This window comes from Bacteroides sp., assembly GCF_030151085.1.
GTDB lineage: Bacteria > Bacteroidota > Bacteroidia > Bacteroidales > Bacteroidaceae > Bacteroides.
The window spans coordinates 1-18,660 of record NZ_JASLER010000046.1 but is presented as its reverse complement, the minus strand read 5'-3'; the positions used below and the strand labels follow the sequence as shown (position 1 = coordinate 18,660).

Annotated in this window: 14 protein-coding genes and 1 pseudogene; 14 read left to right on the top strand and 1 reads right to left on the bottom strand. The window is 42.3% G+C overall.

The window, feature by feature from the left end:
* Positions 1 to 16 precede the first annotated feature (16 nt).
* The 11 genes from Q1W14_RS08550 (at position 17) to Q1W14_RS08500 (ending at position 13,430) form a co-directional block, all read left to right on the top strand.
* Positions 17 to 2,020: a TonB-dependent siderophore receptor gene (locus tag Q1W14_RS08550; protein ID WP_300700712.1), complete on the top strand. Its 2,004-nt coding sequence runs from the start codon at positions 17 to 19 to the stop codon at positions 2,018 to 2,020.
* Positions 2,021 to 2,045: 25 nt separating this feature from the next.
* Complete coding sequence (locus Q1W14_RS08545) at positions 2,046 to 3,164, top strand: DUF5074 domain-containing protein (RefSeq protein ID WP_300700797.1); 1,119 nt, start codon at positions 2,046 to 2,048, stop codon at positions 3,162 to 3,164.
* A 5-nt stretch (positions 3,165 to 3,169) separates the two neighbouring features.
* A complete protein-coding gene (locus Q1W14_RS08540) occupies positions 3,170 to 4,303 on the top strand; it encodes an ABC transporter substrate-binding protein (RefSeq protein ID WP_300700710.1) in 1,134 nt (377 codons plus the stop codon).
* A complete protein-coding gene (locus tag Q1W14_RS08535; protein ID WP_300700708.1) occupies positions 4,296 to 5,324 on the top strand; it encodes an iron ABC transporter permease in 1,029 nt (342 codons plus the stop codon). Before Q1W14_RS08540 ends, Q1W14_RS08535 begins: the two co-directional genes overlap by 8 nt.
* Before the next feature lie 196 nt (positions 5,325 to 5,520).
* Complete coding sequence (locus Q1W14_RS08530; RefSeq protein ID WP_300700706.1) at positions 5,521 to 6,789, top strand: DEAD/DEAH box helicase; 1,269 nt, start codon at positions 5,521 to 5,523, stop codon at positions 6,787 to 6,789.
* Positions 6,790 to 7,182: 393 nt separating this feature from the next.
* Positions 7,183 to 8,445 (top strand): carboxypeptidase-like regulatory domain-containing protein, encoded by a 1,263-nt coding sequence (locus Q1W14_RS08525; protein WP_300700704.1) that lies wholly within the window; start codon positions 7,183 to 7,185, stop codon positions 8,443 to 8,445.
* Between the two features lie 49 nt (positions 8,446 to 8,494).
* Positions 8,495 to 9,046 (top strand): RNA polymerase sigma-70 factor, encoded by a 552-nt coding sequence (locus Q1W14_RS08520; protein ID WP_300700702.1) that lies wholly within the window; start codon positions 8,495 to 8,497, stop codon positions 9,044 to 9,046.
* Entirely contained in the window at positions 9,043 to 9,888 is an 846-nt protein-coding gene (locus Q1W14_RS08515) for a FecR family protein (protein WP_300700795.1), read from the top strand. The genes Q1W14_RS08520 and Q1W14_RS08515 overlap by 4 nt, the downstream gene beginning before the upstream one ends.
* Before the next feature lie 27 nt (positions 9,889 to 9,915).
* Entirely contained in the window at positions 9,916 to 11,463 is a 1,548-nt protein-coding gene (locus Q1W14_RS08510) for a carboxypeptidase-like regulatory domain-containing protein (RefSeq protein ID WP_300700700.1), read from the top strand.
* A 120-nt stretch (positions 11,464 to 11,583) separates the two neighbouring features.
* Positions 11,584 to 11,760, top strand: coding sequence for a DUF4250 domain-containing protein (locus Q1W14_RS08505; protein ID WP_294591907.1), 177 nt, complete (start codon positions 11,584 to 11,586; stop codon positions 11,758 to 11,760).
* A 71-nt stretch (positions 11,761 to 11,831) separates the two neighbouring features.
* A complete protein-coding gene (locus Q1W14_RS08500) occupies positions 11,832 to 13,430 on the top strand; it encodes a ClC family H(+)/Cl(-) exchange transporter (RefSeq protein WP_300700697.1) in 1,599 nt (532 codons plus the stop codon).
* On the opposite strand, the gene Q1W14_RS08495 is transcribed toward Q1W14_RS08500, so the two are convergent.
* On the bottom strand, positions 13,427 to 14,794 hold the full coding sequence (locus Q1W14_RS08495) for a TrpB-like pyridoxal phosphate-dependent enzyme (RefSeq protein ID WP_300700695.1): 1,368 nt from the start codon (positions 14,792 to 14,794) through the stop codon (positions 13,427 to 13,429). The genes Q1W14_RS08500 and Q1W14_RS08495 overlap by 4 nt on opposite strands.
* Before the next feature lie 133 nt (positions 14,795 to 14,927).
* Here Q1W14_RS08495 and Q1W14_RS08490 point away from each other — a divergent pair, with 133 nt between their 5' ends.
* The 3 genes and pseudogenes from Q1W14_RS08490 to Q1W14_RS08475 form a co-directional block, all read left to right on the top strand.
* Entirely contained in the window at positions 14,928 to 16,757 is a 1,830-nt protein-coding gene (locus Q1W14_RS08490) for a potassium transporter TrkG (RefSeq protein WP_300700692.1), read from the top strand.
* 49 nt (positions 16,758 to 16,806) lie between these two features.
* Positions 16,807 to 17,493 carry a TrkA family potassium uptake protein gene (locus Q1W14_RS08485; RefSeq protein WP_300700691.1) on the top strand — a complete coding sequence of 229 codons (687 nt, stop codon included), beginning with the start codon at positions 16,807 to 16,809 and terminating at the stop codon, positions 17,491 to 17,493.
* A gap of 798 nt (positions 17,494 to 18,291) precedes the next feature.
* Positions 18,292 to 18,660 (top strand): annotated as a pseudogene (locus Q1W14_RS08475) (hypothetical protein); the annotation flags it as partial.

The following is an 18,660-nucleotide window of genomic DNA, read 5'->3' as shown; positions in this document are numbered from 1 at the left end:
TTTAATGATTGTAAGAATGAAGGTACTGCTCATCGGTATCGTACTCTTTGGCATAGTAGTATCCAAGCTTTCGGCTCAGGAAGTGAGGAAAGATACGATTACGGAAAAAGTGCACCAAATAGAGAAAGTGACTGTGACGGCACGACGGTTACCCAACAAGGTAACTTCGGCAGTACCTATACAGACCCTGTCTCAACAAGATATCAGTCAGTTGGGTATACAGAATATGGCGGATGCCGTGCGCCGGTTTGCCGGAGCCAATGTGAAGGATTATGGTGGTATTGGAGGATTAAAAACGGTTTCGATTCGCAATATGGGGGCAGCCCATACGGCTGTCAGCTACGATGGTGTGGCGGTAAGTAACTGTCAGGCGGGACAAATTGATATAGGACGCTTCTCACTCGACAATGTATCGATGCTTTCTTTAGCTATAGGTCAGACGGAAAATATGTTGCAGTCCGCTCGTTTGTATGCATCGGCAGGTGTGCTAAGTATAGAAACAGAAAAACCTCATTTTGAGGATGGACGCGATGCGCAGTTTCAGGCACGCATACGGGGAGGGTCGTTTGGTTATGTTACTCCTTCGTTTCGTTGGTGGCAGAAACTAAGTAACCGTACACGCTTTGCCATAAATGCTAACTATATGCGTGCTGATGGCAACTATCCCTTTACACTGGTTAATGGAAAGTATGTGACGGAAGAGAAGCGTAATAATTCGAATATCTATTCCTGGCAGGGAGAGGCTACCCTCTATCATACGTTTAAAGATGGTGGTGACTTGGATGTGAAAGGTTATTATTTCTATTCCCGGCGCGGGTTACCGGGAGCGGTAACTCTTTATAATCCTCTTTCTGACGAGACACTTTGGGATGAGAATACATTTGTGCAAGCACGATATAAAAAGAATTTCTCTACTCAGTGGAGTGTGCAGGCACAGGCAAAATTTAATCATGGATGGAATAAGTACAAGGATGAAGGTAAAGAATATACCAACGGATATTATCAGGAGCATCATCGGCAGGACGAATATTACATGTCGGCTACTGTGCTCTATCGTCCTATGGAGACTTTGACTCTTTCGTTGGCACAGGACGGAGTGATAAACAAACTTCGCAATAGCCTGCCGGAATGCCCTTTTCCAACGAGATATACTTCTATCAGTGCTCTGAATGCCCGTTATCGTCAAGGATGGATTACGACCACCGCTTCATTGGTACATACGGCTACTTCTGAACATGTAGAGCAGGGGACGGCTCCCGATAATTTCCGTCGTTTGGCTCCTTCTCTTTCTATTAGTTTGCAACCCTGGCAGGAGGAGTTACTTTTTCTGCGACTGATGTATAAGAGTACGTTCCGCCTGCCTACTTTCAACGATCTTTATTATTATAGAATGGGAAACCGTAATTTGCGTCCCGAAAAGGCGGATGAGTACAATGTAGGGATTACATGGAGTAAATCCGGTTTGCTGTTCTTGGATTATCTCTCTGTTACTTTGGATGGTTACTATAATGATGTGACGGACAAGATTGTAGCTTTTCCTACCACATACGCATGGAAGATGGCGAACTACGGTAAGGTTCATGCGGCAGGGGTGGATGCTACTTTAGCTACCGCCATTTCGTTGACCAAGGGATTCAAATTGATAATGTCGGGTGGATATACGTGGCAGAAGGCTATAGACTTGACCGATCCTGAGGCGAAGAATTATAAGGATCAATTACCTTATACGCCTCTTCATAGTGGGAATGCATCGGCTGTGATAGAAATGCCATGGCTAAATGTAGGTTACTCTGTAGTAGGGGTGGGGAAACGGTATTATTTATCACAAAATATTCCGGAGAATGAGATAGAAGGGTATATGGAGCATACTATGACACTTTCCCGTGAGTTTATTTTAGGAAAATGCCGTTTGTCTGTACAAGCAGAAATGGTTAATGTTACTGATGAGCAATATGACGTGATAAAATATTATCCTATGCCGGGACGTTCGTGGCGGCTGACGGGTACCTTTAAGTTTTAATAATCTAGTATAAAACAACAAAATGATGAAAGTAAGAAGTTTATTATTCGGCATGCTGTGCATGCTTGCTTTGGGTGCATCTTTGGCATCTTGTAGTGATGACGATGACAATTCGTGGGACGACAGCGGTTCGAAGGTAACCTTGCCCCAGGCACGTGTCTTTATTTTGAACGAAGGTTCTTATCAAGCGAACAATGCAGGTATAGCCTTCTACGCACCAAATGGAGATGCAGACTTTATCAGCGATATCTTTAAGACTCAGAACAATGCTAAGTTGGGTGATACCGGTCAGAGCATGATAGAGTATGAGGATGAAATTTATGTAGCTGTATATAAATCCAATTATTTGGTTAAACTGAATGCAGCAGGTGTAGAATTGAAGCGTGTTTCATTTGTAAATGACAATGACCTGAGTGCGGGCATTCGCTATATAGATGCTGAAGACGGATATATCTATGCTTCTTTCTGGGGAGGAGTTGTAGCTAAGATCAATGCAAGTACATTAACGGTAGAGGCTAAACTGACCGGACTTGGTGATAATTTGGAAGGTGTAGCTATCTGTAAAGATATGCTTTACGTGGCAAATAGTTGTACTCCCGACTATAATTATCATACAGAGGTAAAGGTCATTGACCTGCATACATTTACCTTGAAAGAAACGCTAACGGTAGCTACTAACCCTTATACGGAGATGCTTGAAGAGGACGGCAAGGTGTTCCTCATTTCCAATGATTACTCTTCGGTAGAGGGTTATGTACTACAGATGATTGACCCCGCTAATAATAATAAAGTGACCAAGATAGGTAATGCTACATATATGGCTGCCAAAGATGGCGTACTATACTTGGTAAACTCGATAACTGATTGGACGGTGAAACCGTATAAAACAGTCAACACTTACTTCACTTACAACATCAAGACCGGACAGATAAGCAATACTTCTTTCCTGAAGAATGCTCCTGCTGAACTTGCATCAATTACATTGCATATGTTGGAAGTAAATGATAATAACGGTGATTTCTATATTGGTACTTCTGAATATACAACGAACGGTACAATCTATCGTTTCAAGAAAGACGGTACTTTTGTAGAGAAGTTTGATGCGGGAGGTATGAATCCGAATACTGCAATCTTCTTTAATTAATATCGATGAAAAGATATACTCTCTTTATCTGTATAATTGCAGCCTTACTTCTTTCCTCATGTGGGGGAAGAGGCAAGGTTGTTTCTTCTTTAGGTGAAGGTGATACCATTCCTTTGCGTTATGCCGACAATCTCACTTTGGTAGCCTATCCCGATTATACCATTGCCACTCTGCGCAATCCTTGGGACACTCTGAAGACATTGCATACCTATATATTAGTTCCCAAAGAGAAAGCCCTTCCCGAATCTCTTCCCGAAGGTACTATTGTACGCACACCGCTTACTAAATCCGTAATCTACTCTTCTGTGCACTGCGGTCTGATAGATAAACTCGGAGCTTTCAGCAGTATTGCCGGTGTCTGCGACTTGAAATATATTAAACTGCCGTCCATACATGAAGCTTGCAACAAAGGCGCAATCGTTGATTGTGGCGACGCTATGAATCCCGATATGGAGAAGATAATCGACCTGCATCCCGATGCCGTCCTACTTTCTCCTTTCGAAAACAGTGGAGGATACGGTCGTGTAGAAAAACTGAATATCCCTATTATTGAGTGTGCCGACTATATGGAAACTTCCGCTTTAGGACGTGCTGAGTGGATGCGCTTCTATGGTCTCCTCTTTGGTACTGCTCCCGAGGCCGATAGCCTTTTTACCGAAGTAGATAGCTGTTATCAGCAGCTCAAAATGCGTGCTACGCTTTCGTCAGTATCTTTGTCGGTACTTAGCGAATTGAAAAGTGGTTCTGCATGGTATGTCCCGGGAGGACGTAGCACTATCGGTCGCCTCTTTAATGATGCTTGTGGGCGCTATGTCTTTTCCGACGATACACATAGCGGTTCCGTGCCTTTGGCTTTCGAAACAGTCTTCGATAAGGCTGGCGATGCCGATGTGTGGACTATCAAGTACAATCGTGACCGTGATATGACTTATTCCGATTTGCAGGCTGATTATATCGGCTATACCGGTTTGAAGGCTTTCAAAACAAAGAATATATATGGCTGCAATACAGCTAAAGTGCCTTTCTATGAAGAAACGCCCTTCCGTCCCGATTATCTGTTGTCGGATTTGATACAGATACTTCATCCTGAAATAGGAGATTTGGGAGGTTTACGCTATTTTTGCAGGCTGAATGAGTAAAGGATGGAAATATGGAATAGGCTTAGGAGTAGTTATTCTGCTACTCTTTGCTGCTAATTTGCTGGTTGGATCGGTATCGATTCCACTGGTGGATGTATTTCGTATTCTTCTGGGTGGAGAAGGGGAGAAGGCTAGCTGGAACTTTATATTATTAGAATCCCGCCTTCCCCAAGCCTTGACTGCATTACTTTGTGGCGGCGCATTGGCTGTTTGTGGATTGATGTTGCAGACTGCTTTCAAGAATCCACTAGCCGGTCCTTCTATTTTGGGTATTAATTCGGGTGCTAGTTTAGGAGTGGCATTTGTAATGTTGCTGTTCGGCGGTAGCATTACGGCAGGTACTTTCAGCTTGTCCGGCTTCTTCTCGGTACTGGCAGGTGCATTTATCGGTGCTATGTTGATTATGGCACTTATTCTATTCTTCTCAACTTTGATAAAAAGCAATATAATGCTGCTGATAACGGGGATCATGATAGGCTATATCGCTTCTTCGGCTATTTCGTTGCTGAATTTCTTTGCTACGGCAGAAGGAGTACAATCGTATATGATATGGGGCATGGGCAACTTTGGCGGTGTTTCTTTGCAGCAGATGCCGGCTTTTGCACTGGTTACGGTATTAGGTCTATTCAGTTCGTTACTATTAATAAAACCTTTGAATGCCTTGTTGCTGGGCGATCGGTATGCCGAAAACCTGGGAGTGAATATTCGCCGCGTGCGCAATTGGCTCTTGGTAGTTACTGGACTTCTGACGGCAGTGACAACCGCATTTTGTGGACCCGTATCCTTTATCGGTCTGGCTGTGCCTCATGTAGCACGCATGATACTGGGGACTGCCAATCATAACTCCCTGTTACCTGTAACTATCCTGAGTGGCGGTGCCGTAGCGTTACTCTGCAATTTGATATGTGTGTTGCCCGGCGAGGCAGGTATCATTCCGCTGAATGCGGTTACTCCGGTAATCGGGGCACCGGTGATAATCTACGTTATTTTGAGTCAAAGAAGTCCCCGCCAGTTCAATTAGAGAAGTGATTAAGTAGTTAAGTAGTCAAGTAGTAAGTAGTTAAGTAGAATACATCAGACGAATCATTTCTACTTAACTACTTACTACTTGACTACTTACTACTTCTTCTTAAAATATTTGTGTGGCTTGAAAAGAAGCTGTACCTTTGTGCCTTCCAGAGTTAGACGTACTAACAGCGGTTATGAATAATTATTGAATGACATTTAAAGAATTAGAACTTATTGAGCCTATATTGAAGGCTCTTGATCAGGTAAATTACGAAATACCTACTACCATCCAGGAACAGGCAATCCCGATACTGTTACAAGGAAATGATTTATTGGGATGTGCACAAACCGGAACAGGAAAGACCGCAGCGTTTTCCATTCCTATACTTCAAAGACTTTATAAATCGGATAAAAGAAAAGGTATCCGTGCATTGATACTTACCCCCACTCGTGAACTTGCCATTCAAATTGGCGAGAACTTCGAGGAGTATGGTCGTTATACGGGTCTGAAACATACGGTTATCTTTGGAGGAGTGCCTCAAAAACCGCAAGTCGATGCTTTGACGCATGGCGTGCAGATATTGATTGCCACCCCCGGACGATTACTCGACTTGCAGGCGCAGGGATTTATCTCTCTGAAAGGCCTGGAATATTTCGTTCTCGATGAGGCTGACCGAATGCTTGATATGGGCTTTGTACACGACATAAAACGTGTATTGAAACTTATCCCGGAGAAGCGCCAAACGCTCTTATTCTCCGCCACCATGCCTCCCGAAATAGAGAAACTGGCCAATACCATACTTTTCAAACCCCGTAAAGTAGAAGTAACTCCGGCTTCATCGACTGTAGAAACCATCCAGCAATCTGTTTACTTTGTAGAGAAGGCCGAAAAGAAAGATTTACTGTTGCATTTGCTGAAGGCGCCGGATATTGAGTCGGTACTTATTTTTACCCGTACCAAGCATGGAGCTGATAAGATTACGAAAATACTCAATAAGAACGGTATTCCGGCCGAGGCCATCCATGGCAATAAGTCACAGAATGCCCGCCAACGTGCTTTGACCGCTTTCAAGGCTCATGCATTGCGTGTACTCATAGCTACAGACATTGCTGCCCGCGGTATTGATGTCGACCAGCTTTCGCATGTTATCAACTACGAACTTCCCAATATTCCCGAAACATACGTTCACCGTATCGGGCGTACAGGACGTGCCGGACATGAAGGAATAGCCATTTCTTTCTGTGAATCCGAAGAACTTCCTTATCTGAAAGATATTCAGAAACTCATCGGTCTCCAGATCCCCGTTATTAAAAATCATCCTTTTGTCACCCAAGCCGGTTCACAAGCGCAGGCTACGAAAACCGAAGAGATAAAAGAGAAGGCCAAAGAAAATAAAGCCTATCGGGGTAGCAAAGCTAATGGCGACTTTTGGAGAAGAAAGAAGCAAGGACAAGCGAAAACTGCAACTAAGAAGTAGGACGCTAATTCCTTTCTGTTAGGTTATGAATTATATAATCTGTTTGAAATATCACAACGATTTCGGATTGTAGGATTTGCTACCTTGACAGAGGCACCCTCTGTCGTTATGTGAGGCTGCCTCTGTCGTTATATGAGGTAGTCTCTGTCGTTATGTGAGGTGACCTCTGTCGTTATGTGAGATAACCCCGTCGAGAAGTGCTTCTGAGGAGTGTTTTTGCGTGGTCGGATATGAGTTTTACATTTTTGAGCATCTTGATCGAAATGTGATAAAATTTTACATTATGTTCTTGGGTGGTTTTTGAATTATTTTTTCCATTTTTCTTCCCGATTTCATAGGGTTTTCTTTTCCTTACCGCTCTTAATAATAGAAACCCTTTAAAAACCATGCCTTATGAAAAACTTGATAGGATTTACGCTTGGGTGTTTATTCACATTCTTATGTTTAGATATCACCCCGTTGCAGGCACAGGATGCTGCTGTGAACGACCTCATCATAACCGGTATCGTAAAAAACAAGGATAGCCGGAAGAAATTGGAAAACGTGAATGTATCCATTGTCGGCACCAATATCGGTACAGTTACTAACGCCGATGGTACATTTTCACTGAAAGTAACCGAAGCCGAAGCTTTTCGGGGGGTAGAAGTCTCCCACATCGGTTACCTCAACACCCATTTATCTCTTGATGAGCTTGGCAAACGCGAAGATTTAACGATCTGGATGATTCCCGCTCCCAATCTTCTCAATGAAATTGTAATCTATGGCAATAATCCGCGTACTATCGTAGAAGAAGCTATTAAGAAAATCCCCGTAAACTATGCCTCCAGTGAGAATATGCTGACTGCCTTTTATCGTGAAACCGTGCAGAAACGTCGTCGTTACATTAGTGTATCAGAAGCCGTTATGGATGTGTACAAAACCTCTTACGATAGGCGCGATACTGAACAAGATAAGGTACAGTTGCAGAAAGGTCGTCGCCTCCTGAGTCAAAAGGGTGGTGATACATTAGCAGTAAAAGTAGTAGGTGGTCCGAACCTGTCTCTTTACTTGGACATTGTGAAAAATGGCGATGCATTGCTGAGCATGGATAATCTGAATTACTATGAATTCCGTATGGAAGAGCCTGTAAACCTAGACAACCGTATGCAATACGTCATAAGCTTCCGTCCTCGGGTCAACCTGATGTATGCCCTGTTTATCGGCAAACTTTATATTGACCGTGAAAGACTGACTTTCACTCGTGCCGATTTCTCTTTGGATATGGCAAACCGGGTGAAAGCTGTGGAAGCTATCCTGCATAAGAAACCTCTCGGATTGAGATTTCGCCCGCAGGAAGTGTCCTACCTGGTTACTTACAAGCAGCAGGATTCAAAGACCTATCTGAATTATATCCAAAATGTGATCCGCTTTAAGTGCGACTGGAAAAAGAAACTGTTTTCATCCAGCTATACCGCTTACTCCGAAATGGTGGTAACCGACCGGAAGGAGCATGCATTCTCCAATATATCCAATAAGAATGCCTTCAAACAGAAACAGGTCTTTTATGACTTGGTAGACGAATATTGGAATGAAGATTTCTGGAAGAGCTACAATATCATTGAGCCTACCGAGTCGTTAGAGCATGCAGTCGATAAATTGAAGAAGCAATCACGCTAACTCTCAGATAGTTTTTATATATTTGGAGCAATCCTAAAACCTGTAGAGTATGCTGAACGAGCTAATGATACTTGCTAAAATTAAAGAGGGCGATATAAAGGCGTTTGAAGAAGTCTTCCGCCGTTATTATTCCCCTCTTTGCTGGTATGCCGCGGGTATTACAGGAGATACGGAGTCGGCCGAAGAGATTGTTGAAGAGCTATTTTATACCTTATGGAAAAATAGGGAACAACTACAGATATTGCAATCCGTCAAAAGCTATTTGTACCGGGCAGTACGGAATGAAGCCATCCAATATTGTGAGCATCAAGAGGTGAAGGAGCGCTACCAGACATCTGTACAGACAGCCAAAGAATCGGAAGCCTCTATAGACCCGCATTGGCAGATGGAGTACAAAGAACTTCAGACACTTGTTCAGCAGGCTCTCAACAAGTTGCCCGACCGTAGGCGGCGTATCTTCATTATGCATCGCATGCAAGGCATGAAATATGCAGAAATAGCTTTGGCACTTTCCTTATCCGTGAAAACAGTGGAAGCGGAAATGACAAAAGTACTCCGTACTTTGCGAGTTGAAATAGATAATTATATTCAATCAAGATAATGGAAATTAAAAAGAAAACAAAGACAGACGAAGTGTGGGAACGACTATATGCCCGTTTTGAGAAAGATAATCTGCTGGCCGAAACCAAGAAGCGTAAGCCACGTAGATACATTCTTGGGTGGGGTGCGGTCGCTGCCGCTATGATAGTGGGAGTCGTTTTTGCTCTCACACTTTGGAGGACGTCGCCACCGGATGTAGATACCCGTAACTTCGTAACCCAGGAAAATCAGGAGGCGGCAACTTTGGTTAAAACCCTCGAAGATGGTTCCGTCGTGTATTTGGCACAAGCAAGCACATTACAATATCCGGAACATTTTGATACCGACCGACGGGAAGTGAATCTGCAAGGTGAAGCCTTCTTTGATGTCGCTAAAAGGCCGGAACAAACTTTCCTGATCGATACGGAGAAAGTGCGGGTGGAAGTGTTGGGAACAGCTTTTGATGTCCGTAGCAATGAGAAGAATCCTTTTAGTTTGTCCGTATTGAGGGGTAAAGTGAAAGTATCCCTGAAACAAGGAAATCAAACTTTGTATGTCGGAGCCGGCGAAACCGTCATCTTACAAAATGATGGGCTGCAAATTAGTACAACAAAGTATTCCGGTCATTTCGACCGCTATACTAAAAATATACGTTTCAAGGATGAATGTCTGGAAGATGTGTTACGGGTAGTGAATATGGAATCGTCCGGTCGACAGATTGAGACGCTTTCTCCGGCCTTAGGCAAAAAGCGGTTAACCGTTGAATTCTCCGATAACTCGCCGGAATCGGTAGCCGAACTTATTTGCTGGACTTTCAATCTGAAATGTGCCCGGGAGGGTAATAAGCTGATATTATCTGAATGATGAATCTGAAAACGTAAGGAGGTTTTTATGAGACTAAGCCGTTTCTACATACTTCTATTCCAGTTGCTTCTCATTGTCGGCAATGTGAAAGCAGATGGAGGGGATGTGCTGGAACGCATCATTCAGTTGCCCAGGACAAGGGGAACTGTTTACTCTTTATTGGGAAAGGTATCAGAGCAATCCGGTTATCTGTTTATTTATGACAGTAATTTGATAAACAACGATTCTGAAGTAAATATCAGGAAAAAGAGCTGTACAGTGCGGCAGGCTATTTTTGAAATAACCGGTAACAGGAATTTAGATTTAAAGGTATTAGGTAATCATATATTAATAACGCGCACTGGAGAGAAAACATTGGCTAGGGGCTGGGCAACCGCACCTTCCCAGCCGGTGTATTCTACTATAATCGGTAATCTACTGGATAAGGAAACAGCGGAACCTATTGCCAACGCATCGGTCATAGTACAAGGTACATCCCTTGGCAACATTACGAATCAAAACGGAGAGTTTAGGTTACATCTGCCCGATTCTTTGAAGAATGCCGTACTTGCATTCTCCCACTTGGGATACGTAGGTCAAAGCATTGAAGCATCTGCATTGGAAGGGCGTAACAATACCCTCAGTCTTGAACCCAGAGTAATACCTCTGCAAGAGGTACTTATCCGTCTAGTAGAACCCAAGAAGTTGATTCGTGAAATGATGGAATATAGAAATAAGAATTATTCCTCTGTTCCCGTTTTTCTGACTACTTTCTATAGAGAAGGCGTTCAACTGAAGAATAAATTTCAAAGCCTGACTGAAGCTGTATTCAAGGTTTATAAAAACTCGGCTATGGAACCTGATGCCAACGATCAGGTGAAGTTACTTAAAATGAGCAGGATCAATAACCGTGAGAAAACAGACAGCCTGATAGCCAAATTCAGGTCGGGAGTTGAGGCTTGCCTGCAATTGGATATTATAAAAGATATCCCGGATTTTCTGCAACTTGATACCAGTGGTGAACTGTATACTTATACATCCGGTGATATTGTTTCTGTAGATAACCGGACCGCGAATGTCGTTTATTTCGAGCAGAAACAAGGCGTGAAAGAACCGTTATTTCGGGGTGAACTTTATATCGATTCCGAAAATAGTGCATTATTGCAGGCACGATTTGAAGTCCATCCTAAATATGTAAAATCGGCAACCCGGCTTTTTGTCCTCCGCCAGGCGCATAAGATCAGATTGACTACACAAAAAATAAACTATACCGTTTCTTATAAGCCATGGAACGGAACCTACTATATTCATCATATTCGTGGAGATATCTATTTCAAAATGAAGAGAAAGCGCGTTCTGGCTAGCAATCCGGTTTTGCATACTTGGTTTGAAATGGTAACCTGTAGGATTGATGATAAAAACGTAACCCGTTTTCCCCGTTCCGAAAGACTACCCACTCATACCATACTTGCCGATACCGACTTCAAGTACGATGAAAGTTTCTGGGAAGATTTCAACGTTATACCACTGGAAGCAGAACTTAGCAAAATTATAGAAAAAGTGGCATTGAAGATAGAAAAGACGGAGAACCCCTAAACCCCGCTATACAATCGTTTGCGTAAACAAAGCACATATTCAAGCCATAAATATGCATTCTTTTCATTTTTTATTGTAATTTTGCGCCCGGTATTAGTTTAATTTAAAAAGATTATAACGATGAAATTACCCGAAGAGCCGATGATGCTATACAGCTTCATCAACATGAAACTACGCGATTTTTATCCTTCGCTCGATGCTTTGTGCGAGGATATGAATGTAGAAAAAGAAGACATTGTACGAAAATTGAAGACTGTAGGATTTGAATATAATCCTGCAAAGAACAGATTTTGGTAAATAATGCTTCTGTGTAAAACAACTCCTGTTTCTTGTTGTTGTAAAACGCAAGTAATGGGAGTTGTTTTATTATGGAGTTATGGGATAAAGCAAAAAATCTTTGGGCAAAAATTAAGGGTTGGAAGACAGTCCGCGACTGGCATATATGGAAACTGAAACTCGTAGATGCCCGGCTATATTTTGTCAGTATGATTGTTGGGTTGCTGACAGGATTGGTTGCTGTGCCCTATCATTACCTTCTCTACTATTTGCTGCATGTGCGCGAAGAGTTTTTTGCTTCTCGTCCGGCGTGGTACTGGCACATTCTCTTATTTCTTTTGTTTTGGGGAATCTTGATTTTCGTGGCATGGATGGTAAAGAAGATGCCTCTAATCAGTGGTGGAGGTATTCCCCAGACACGTGGCGCCATTAACGGGCGCATCACTTACAATCATTCTTTTATTGAATTGATATCCAAGTTCGTAGGAGGTATTCTTGCGGTCTTTACCGGATTGTCACTAGGACGTGAAGGACCTTCGGTACAAATCGGGTCATACGTGGGCAGTCTGGTTGCACGGTGGACGCGTGTTTTGAAAGGTGAACAGAAACAATTGCTGGCTGCAGGGGCAGGAGCAGGGCTTGCGGCCGCTTTCTCTGCGCCTTTGGCTTCTTCGCTTATCGTTATAGAATCTATAGAACGTTTTGACGCTCCCAAAACAGCTATTACTACTTTATTGGCAGGGGTTGTAGCGGGAGCTGTGGCTAGTTTGGTCTTTCCTGTTAATCCTTATCATCTGATAGAAGTTACCGAGCCGATAATCACGTTTTTTGTCCAGATGAAATATTTTCTCATTCTGGCAGTTATCATTTCTGTTTGTGGAAAGTTTTATTCGTCCATACTGATATCTTTTAAGCGTGCGTATAGTAAGGCAACCACTCCTGTATACATTAAATTGCTATATTTGTTGTTGGTAGCTTATTCCATTTCACTGATGCAGGTTAACCTGACCGGTGGGGGTGAGCAATTTCTGTTGGGGCAGGCGCAAAATGGAAGCACAGATCTTATGTGGGTGGTAGCTATGCTATTTCTGCATTTTGGATTCTCAGTCTTTTCGATTTCGTCGGGATTACCGGGTGGCAACTTTATTCCTACATTGGTTACAGGCGGTTTGCTGGGGCGGGTTATCGGATTGATAGGAGTGCATTATGGCATTATCAGTTACGAGAACATAAGTTATGTGATGCTGGTTTGCATGTCCGCTTTCTTGGTAGCCATCGAGCGTACACCACTTACTGCCATTGTGTTGATTACGGAAATCACAGGACACTTCGAAGTGTTTTATCCTTCGGTCGTTGTGGGTGGGCTGACATATTATTTTACAGAGCTTCTCCAAATGCGTCCGTTTAATGTTGCTCTGTATGAAGATATGATACATGCCCCCGACTTTAAAGAAGAAAAGCGCTATACGCTCTCTGTGGAAATAATGACGGATTCTTATCTGGATGGAAAAATGGTCGATGAACTTTTACTTCCCGAGCGCTGCATCATTATTAATGTACACCGTGATGGAAAGAATTTGGTCCCCAAAGGAACACGTCTGATTCCAGGGGACCAAGTACAAATTGAAATGGATTCGCAGGATATAGAGAAACTCTATGAACCGCTTGTCAGTATGGCGAATATCTATTAACCCAACTGACCTATTTCATCCAGATTCTTTTGAATATCTTCATCGGTAAGTTCGTAATTTACTAAATCGCCGGAGAGGTATTTATCGTAGGATGTCATATCGATCAAACCATGACCGGATAGATTGAACAAGATTACTTTTTCTTCACCGGTTTCCTTGCATTTGTTTGCTTCGCGGACGGCAGCTGCAATAGCGTGGCAAGACTCCGGTGCAGGAATGATACCTTCCACTTGTGCAAACAGGCAACCTGCTTCAAAAGATTCGAGTTGCTTGATGTCCATAGCTTCCATCAATCCGTCTTTCAACAATTGGGAAACGATGACACCTGCCCCATGATAACGCAATCCGCCTGCATGAATATTGGCAGGAGCAAAATTGTGCCCTAAGGTAAACATCGGCAACAAGGGAGTATAACCAGCTTCATCACCAAAGTCATATTGGAATTTACCACGAGTCAATTTCGGACAAGAAGCCGGTTCGGCAGCAATAAAGCGGGTTTTCTTGCCTTCGAGGATATTGTGGCGCATGAATGGGAACGAGATACCACCGAAGTTAGAACCACCGCCAAAACAGCCGATTACCATATCAGGATATTCACCTGTCATAGCCATTTGCTTTTCAGCTTCCAGACCGATAACCGTTTGGTGCAGGGTAACGTGGCTCAATACTGAACCAAGTGTATATTTACAATTAGGAGTGTTTTGTGCTAATTCGATAGCCTCGGAAATAGCTGTACCCAATGAACCTTGATGGTTGGGATGAGCAGTCAGAATATCTTTTCCGGCACGGGTTGACATGGAAGGAGATGGAGTAACCTGCGCACCGAAAGTCTGCATAATACTACGGCGGTAAGGCTTCTGCTCATAGCTGATTTTTACCTGATAAACGGCTGCTTCCAGTCCGAATAAACGTGCAGCGTATGCGAGGGAAGCACCCCATTGTCCGGCACCGGTTTCGGTAGTAACATTGGTTACACCTTCCTTTTTGCAGTAATAAGCTTGCGGAATAGCTGAGTTCAGCTTGTGCGAACCCATCGGACTGACACTCTCATTCTTGAAGTAGATATGCGCCGGGGTTCCCAGTGCTTTTTCCAATCCATACGCACGTACTAGGGGAGTACTGCGGTAGTATTTATACATTTCGCGTACTTCCTCCGGGATTTCAATCCAGGCATCGGTCTGGTTTAATTCCTGACGACAAAGTTCTTCGGCAAATATAGGATACAGGTCTTCTGCTTTCAATGGTTGTTTGGTACCGGGATGAAGCGGTGGCATTGGTTTGTTTACCATATCTGCCTGTATGTTGTACCAATACTGTGGAATCTCCTCTTCCGGAAGAATGAATCTTTTAGTTTTGTTGCTCATAGTGGTTAAAATAATTAATAATTCAAAGCCCAAATGTAGCCATTATTTTTAAATCAATTTCTTTTTCTCTTTGTTTTTTGTATATGAAGGCAGAATTGTCTAAGTTTGCCAAGTTTCGTTAAACTATGACTTCATGAAAATCTATCATAAATTTCTTTTATATCAAAATAAATGGATTCATCCCTATACAAAGATGATATTAGGGGTGATGACTTCTATAACTTATTTGGCTTCTATACTTTTGATTGTTGGTGTAGTCTATGAACATGGATTTACTATTTCGGAGGTGGAAGTACAACAACTTCATCATCTGTATCGTGGGGTGTGGATCGTCTTTCTAACCGATGTAACCTTACGCCTTTTACTGGAATATAAAGACACCCGGCGTAAATTCAGCAAACTGACCTGGGTATTGACTGCCTTACTTTATCTAACTATAATTCCTCTCATTTTCCATCGTCCGGATGAGGAGGGAGCAGTATTACAATTCTGGACTTTTCTGCATGGAAAGAGCTATCACATGATTTTATTGTTATTGTTCTCTTTCTTGAATCTTTCCAATGGATTGGTACGAATGTTGGGAAGGCGAACAAATCCTTCGTTAATACTGGCGGTAAGTTTTTTATTCATTATACTTATAGGTACGGGATTACTGATGCTTCCACGATGTACTGTAGATGGTATTTCATGGGTTGATTCGCTGTTTATTTCAACGAGTGCGGTGTGTGTCACAGGGCTCACTTCGGTAGATGTGGCTTCTACTTTTACTCCGGCAGGATTTGTAGTGATTATCCTTCTGATTCAGATTGGAGGTTTAGGAGTCATGACCTTGACCAGTTTCTTTGCGATGTTCTTTATGGGAAATACATCGTTGTATAATCAGTTGGTGGTGCGTGATATGGTTAGCTCTAATTCTTTGAACTCGTTGCTCTCCACTTTGGTATATATCCTTGTATTCACGTTGGCGATAGAAGGAGCGGGGATGCTAGCTATTTGGAGCGATATACATGGGACTATGGGTATGGATTTTCAGGAAGAACTTGCTTTTTCTGCTTTCCATGCTATATCTGCTTTTTGTAATGCCGGATTCTCTACTTTGCCCGGAAACTTGGGTAACCCGTTGGTGATGACCGGACATAATCCGTTCTATATTTATATTTCTCTGCTGATTATCCTGGGAGGTATCGGTTTTCCGATTCTTGTGAATTTTAAAGATATAGTCCTCTTTTACATAAAGCGACTATGGAAGTTTCTGCGTACCTGGAATTGGGGGAGACGGAGTTTTTATCATTTATATAACTTGAATACCCGCATTGTACTGATTGTAACATTCTTGCTTTTGCTGTTTGGTACGATAGGTATTGCCATATTTGAGTGGAACGCTTCTTTTGCAGGAATGCCGGTTGCCGATAAGTGGACACAAGCATTTTTTAATGCTACATGCCCCCGTACGGCAGGTTTCTCCAGTGTGAATCTGGCAGGTCTGAGTGTACAATCGTTGTTGATTTACTTGTTCTTGATGTGGGTAGGAGGTGCTGCCCAATCTACCGCCGGTGGTGTGAAAGTTAATGCATTTGCTGTAGTGGTGCTCAATTTGGTGGCCGTTGTACGTGGTACGGAACGGGTGGAAGTATTTGGACGCGAATTGTCACACGACTCAATCCGCCGTGCGAATGCTACGGTAGTGATGTCTTTCGGCGTATTGTTCCTATATATTTTTGTCATTAGTATTATAGAGCCTAAAATGACGATTATGACCATCACTTTTGAATGTGTATCGGCATTGAGCACGGTAGGTTCCAGCTTGAATGCTACCACGTTATTGCATGATAGCAGTAAGCTGTTGGTTTCTTCATTGATGTTTATAGGACGCGTAGGCTTGATAACATTAATGCTTGGTATTATCAAACAGAAGAAACTGACGAAATATCAGTATCCAAGTGGTGAGATTATTATAAACTAACTATCTTTGTGGTAGCTTATGCTGTGTAGGTATACAAAAAGAATAAAATATGAAATATATTATTATCGGTTTAGGAAATTACGGTCATGCACTTGCTGAAGAATTATCGGCACTGGGGCATGAAGTGATAGGTGCCGATGTGAGTGCTGCTCGTGTAGACGGATTAAAAGATAAGGTTGCTACTGCCTTTGTTATTGATGCTACGGACGATCAGGCTCTGTCTGTTCTTCCTCTGAATTCCGTTGATGTAGTAGTAGTAGCTATCGGCGAAAACTTCGGTGCATCTATTCGTGTGGTGGCTTTGCTGAAGCAGAAGAAGGTGGAACACATTTATGCTCGCGCTATTGATGCTGTGCATCGTTCGGTGCTTGAGGCTTTTGAATTAGAACGTATTCTTACGCCCGAAGAAGATGCGGCGCGTGGGTTGGTTCACCTTTTGGAGTTCGGTAGCAATATAGAAACTTTCCGGGTTGATTCCAGCTATTATATAATCAAATTTACAGTTCCGGATAAGTTTGTGGGCTACTTTGTCAATGAACTGAATCTGGATCAGGAATTCGGTTTGAAACTGATTGCCTTGAAACGTGCTGAACTATTGAAGAACTGTGTAGGTATCTCTGTTCTAGAGCATGAGGTAAAGAATGAGTTGCCGGACAATGCCAAGATACAAGCTGATGACCAGCTGGTATGCTATGGCAGATACAGAGATTTTCAGAAGTTCTGGAAAGCGCTATAAGAGGAGTAGTAAAGACTCCTGTTTTGAGAATATTATTGTTTTTCTGATTTTTAGATGTATATTTGTACGTTACTCTAATATATAAACATATAAAAACAATTTAAATACGAAGTAGAATATGCGCCTTGTCTTATTATAAATATAATGCGTCAAGAGTTGTAACATGCTGTATTTTACTAAATGAATATAATTAATAAACAATAGGGAAAGCGTTTCCATTCTTATACTTATTAAGATATTGAGCTTTAGCTCTTATTCTCTGCTTCTGAAACCGCCAATTGATGTATGTGAGGATAAGTAAGTGAAGGTTCACGCTGTTGGGCGTGGACTGTTCGTACTTATTTACATACGTGGTGCTTGGCGGTACCTAGGAGCAGAATAGGTCGAATGGTTCCGCCTTTTTTTATACAGCACTATGATTCACATCGGACATTTAATCGAAGAAGAATTACAGCGGCAAGAGCGATCCGCCGCTTGGCTTGGCAGGAAATTGTATTGCGACAGAACGAATATTTATAAGATATTCAAGCGTGAAAGTATTGACACCGATTTACTTTTGCGTATATCTAAAGCTCTCAATTACAATTTCTTTCAATGCTACAGTGACCGATTAAATGCTGATATGTGACATGTTGGCTACATAATAGTGATATATCGGCTATATTACAGTGATATATAGGCTACGAATCCAATCTTTTATATCGTTAAACTTTCCATACTTTTGCAAAAACTATTTTATAAACATCAATTGATATTGATAAGTGTAGGATAGTTAATAGCAAACGAACAAAAAACATCATGGGTAAACTCAATAAACTACTATTGAATAGTAGTGTTATTTTAGTATGGGCAATGCTACATTGTTCTGGTATTGCATTTGCACAGCAATCAACGCAACTTGAGGGACATCTTAGTTATCCCTTAAACAAATCTTTCGTCCTCTACGACTTTTCGAACAATATCAATGAAATCAATAGTCTGCACAGCTATATCACACGAACCCTTAACGATCCATTGATAAGTATCTGTAGCATCGAAATCACCGGTTACAGCTCCCCCGAAGGCAGCTTTGAGCAAAACGAAAAGTTGGCTACCCAACGTGCCGAGAGCCTGAAAAACTACCTGCGTCCTTTCTTTGAAGAAACGGAGATTGAAACCACCTGCGTG

Bases quoted from the DNA above. Each gene is read 5' to 3' on its own strand.
- Q1W14_RS08540 (WP_300700710.1), top strand. From the start codon at position 3,170: ATGAAAAGATATACTCTCTTTATCTGTATAATTGCAGCCTTACTTCTT.
- Q1W14_RS08520 (WP_300700702.1), top strand. From the start codon at position 8,495: ATGCTGAACGAGCTAATGATACTTGCTAAAATTAAAGAGGGCGATATA.
- Q1W14_RS08545 (WP_300700797.1), top strand. From the start codon at position 2,046: ATGAAAGTAAGAAGTTTATTATTCGGCATGCTGTGCATGCTTGCTTTG.
- Q1W14_RS08495 (WP_300700695.1), bottom strand. From the start codon at position 14,794: ATGAGCAACAAAACTAAAAGATTCATTCTTCCGGAAGAGGAGATTCCA.
- Q1W14_RS08505 (WP_294591907.1), top strand. From the start codon at position 11,584: ATGAAATTACCCGAAGAGCCGATGATGCTATACAGCTTCATCAACATG.
- Q1W14_RS08510 (WP_300700700.1), top strand. From the start codon at position 9,916: ATGAGACTAAGCCGTTTCTACATACTTCTATTCCAGTTGCTTCTCATT.
- Q1W14_RS08485 (WP_300700691.1), top strand. From the start codon at position 16,807: ATGAAATATATTATTATCGGTTTAGGAAATTACGGTCATGCACTTGCT.
- Q1W14_RS08550 (WP_300700712.1), top strand. From the start codon at position 17: ATGAAGGTACTGCTCATCGGTATCGTACTCTTTGGCATAGTAGTATCC.
- Q1W14_RS08500 (WP_300700697.1), top strand. From the start codon at position 11,832: ATGGAGTTATGGGATAAAGCAAAAAATCTTTGGGCAAAAATTAAGGGT.
- Q1W14_RS08490 (WP_300700692.1), top strand. From the start codon at position 14,928: ATGAAAATCTATCATAAATTTCTTTTATATCAAAATAAATGGATTCAT.
- Q1W14_RS08530 (WP_300700706.1), top strand. From the start codon at position 5,521: ATGACATTTAAAGAATTAGAACTTATTGAGCCTATATTGAAGGCTCTT.
- Q1W14_RS08535 (WP_300700708.1), top strand. From the start codon at position 4,296: ATGAGTAAAGGATGGAAATATGGAATAGGCTTAGGAGTAGTTATTCTG.
- Q1W14_RS08525 (WP_300700704.1), top strand. From the start codon at position 7,183: ATGAAAAACTTGATAGGATTTACGCTTGGGTGTTTATTCACATTCTTA.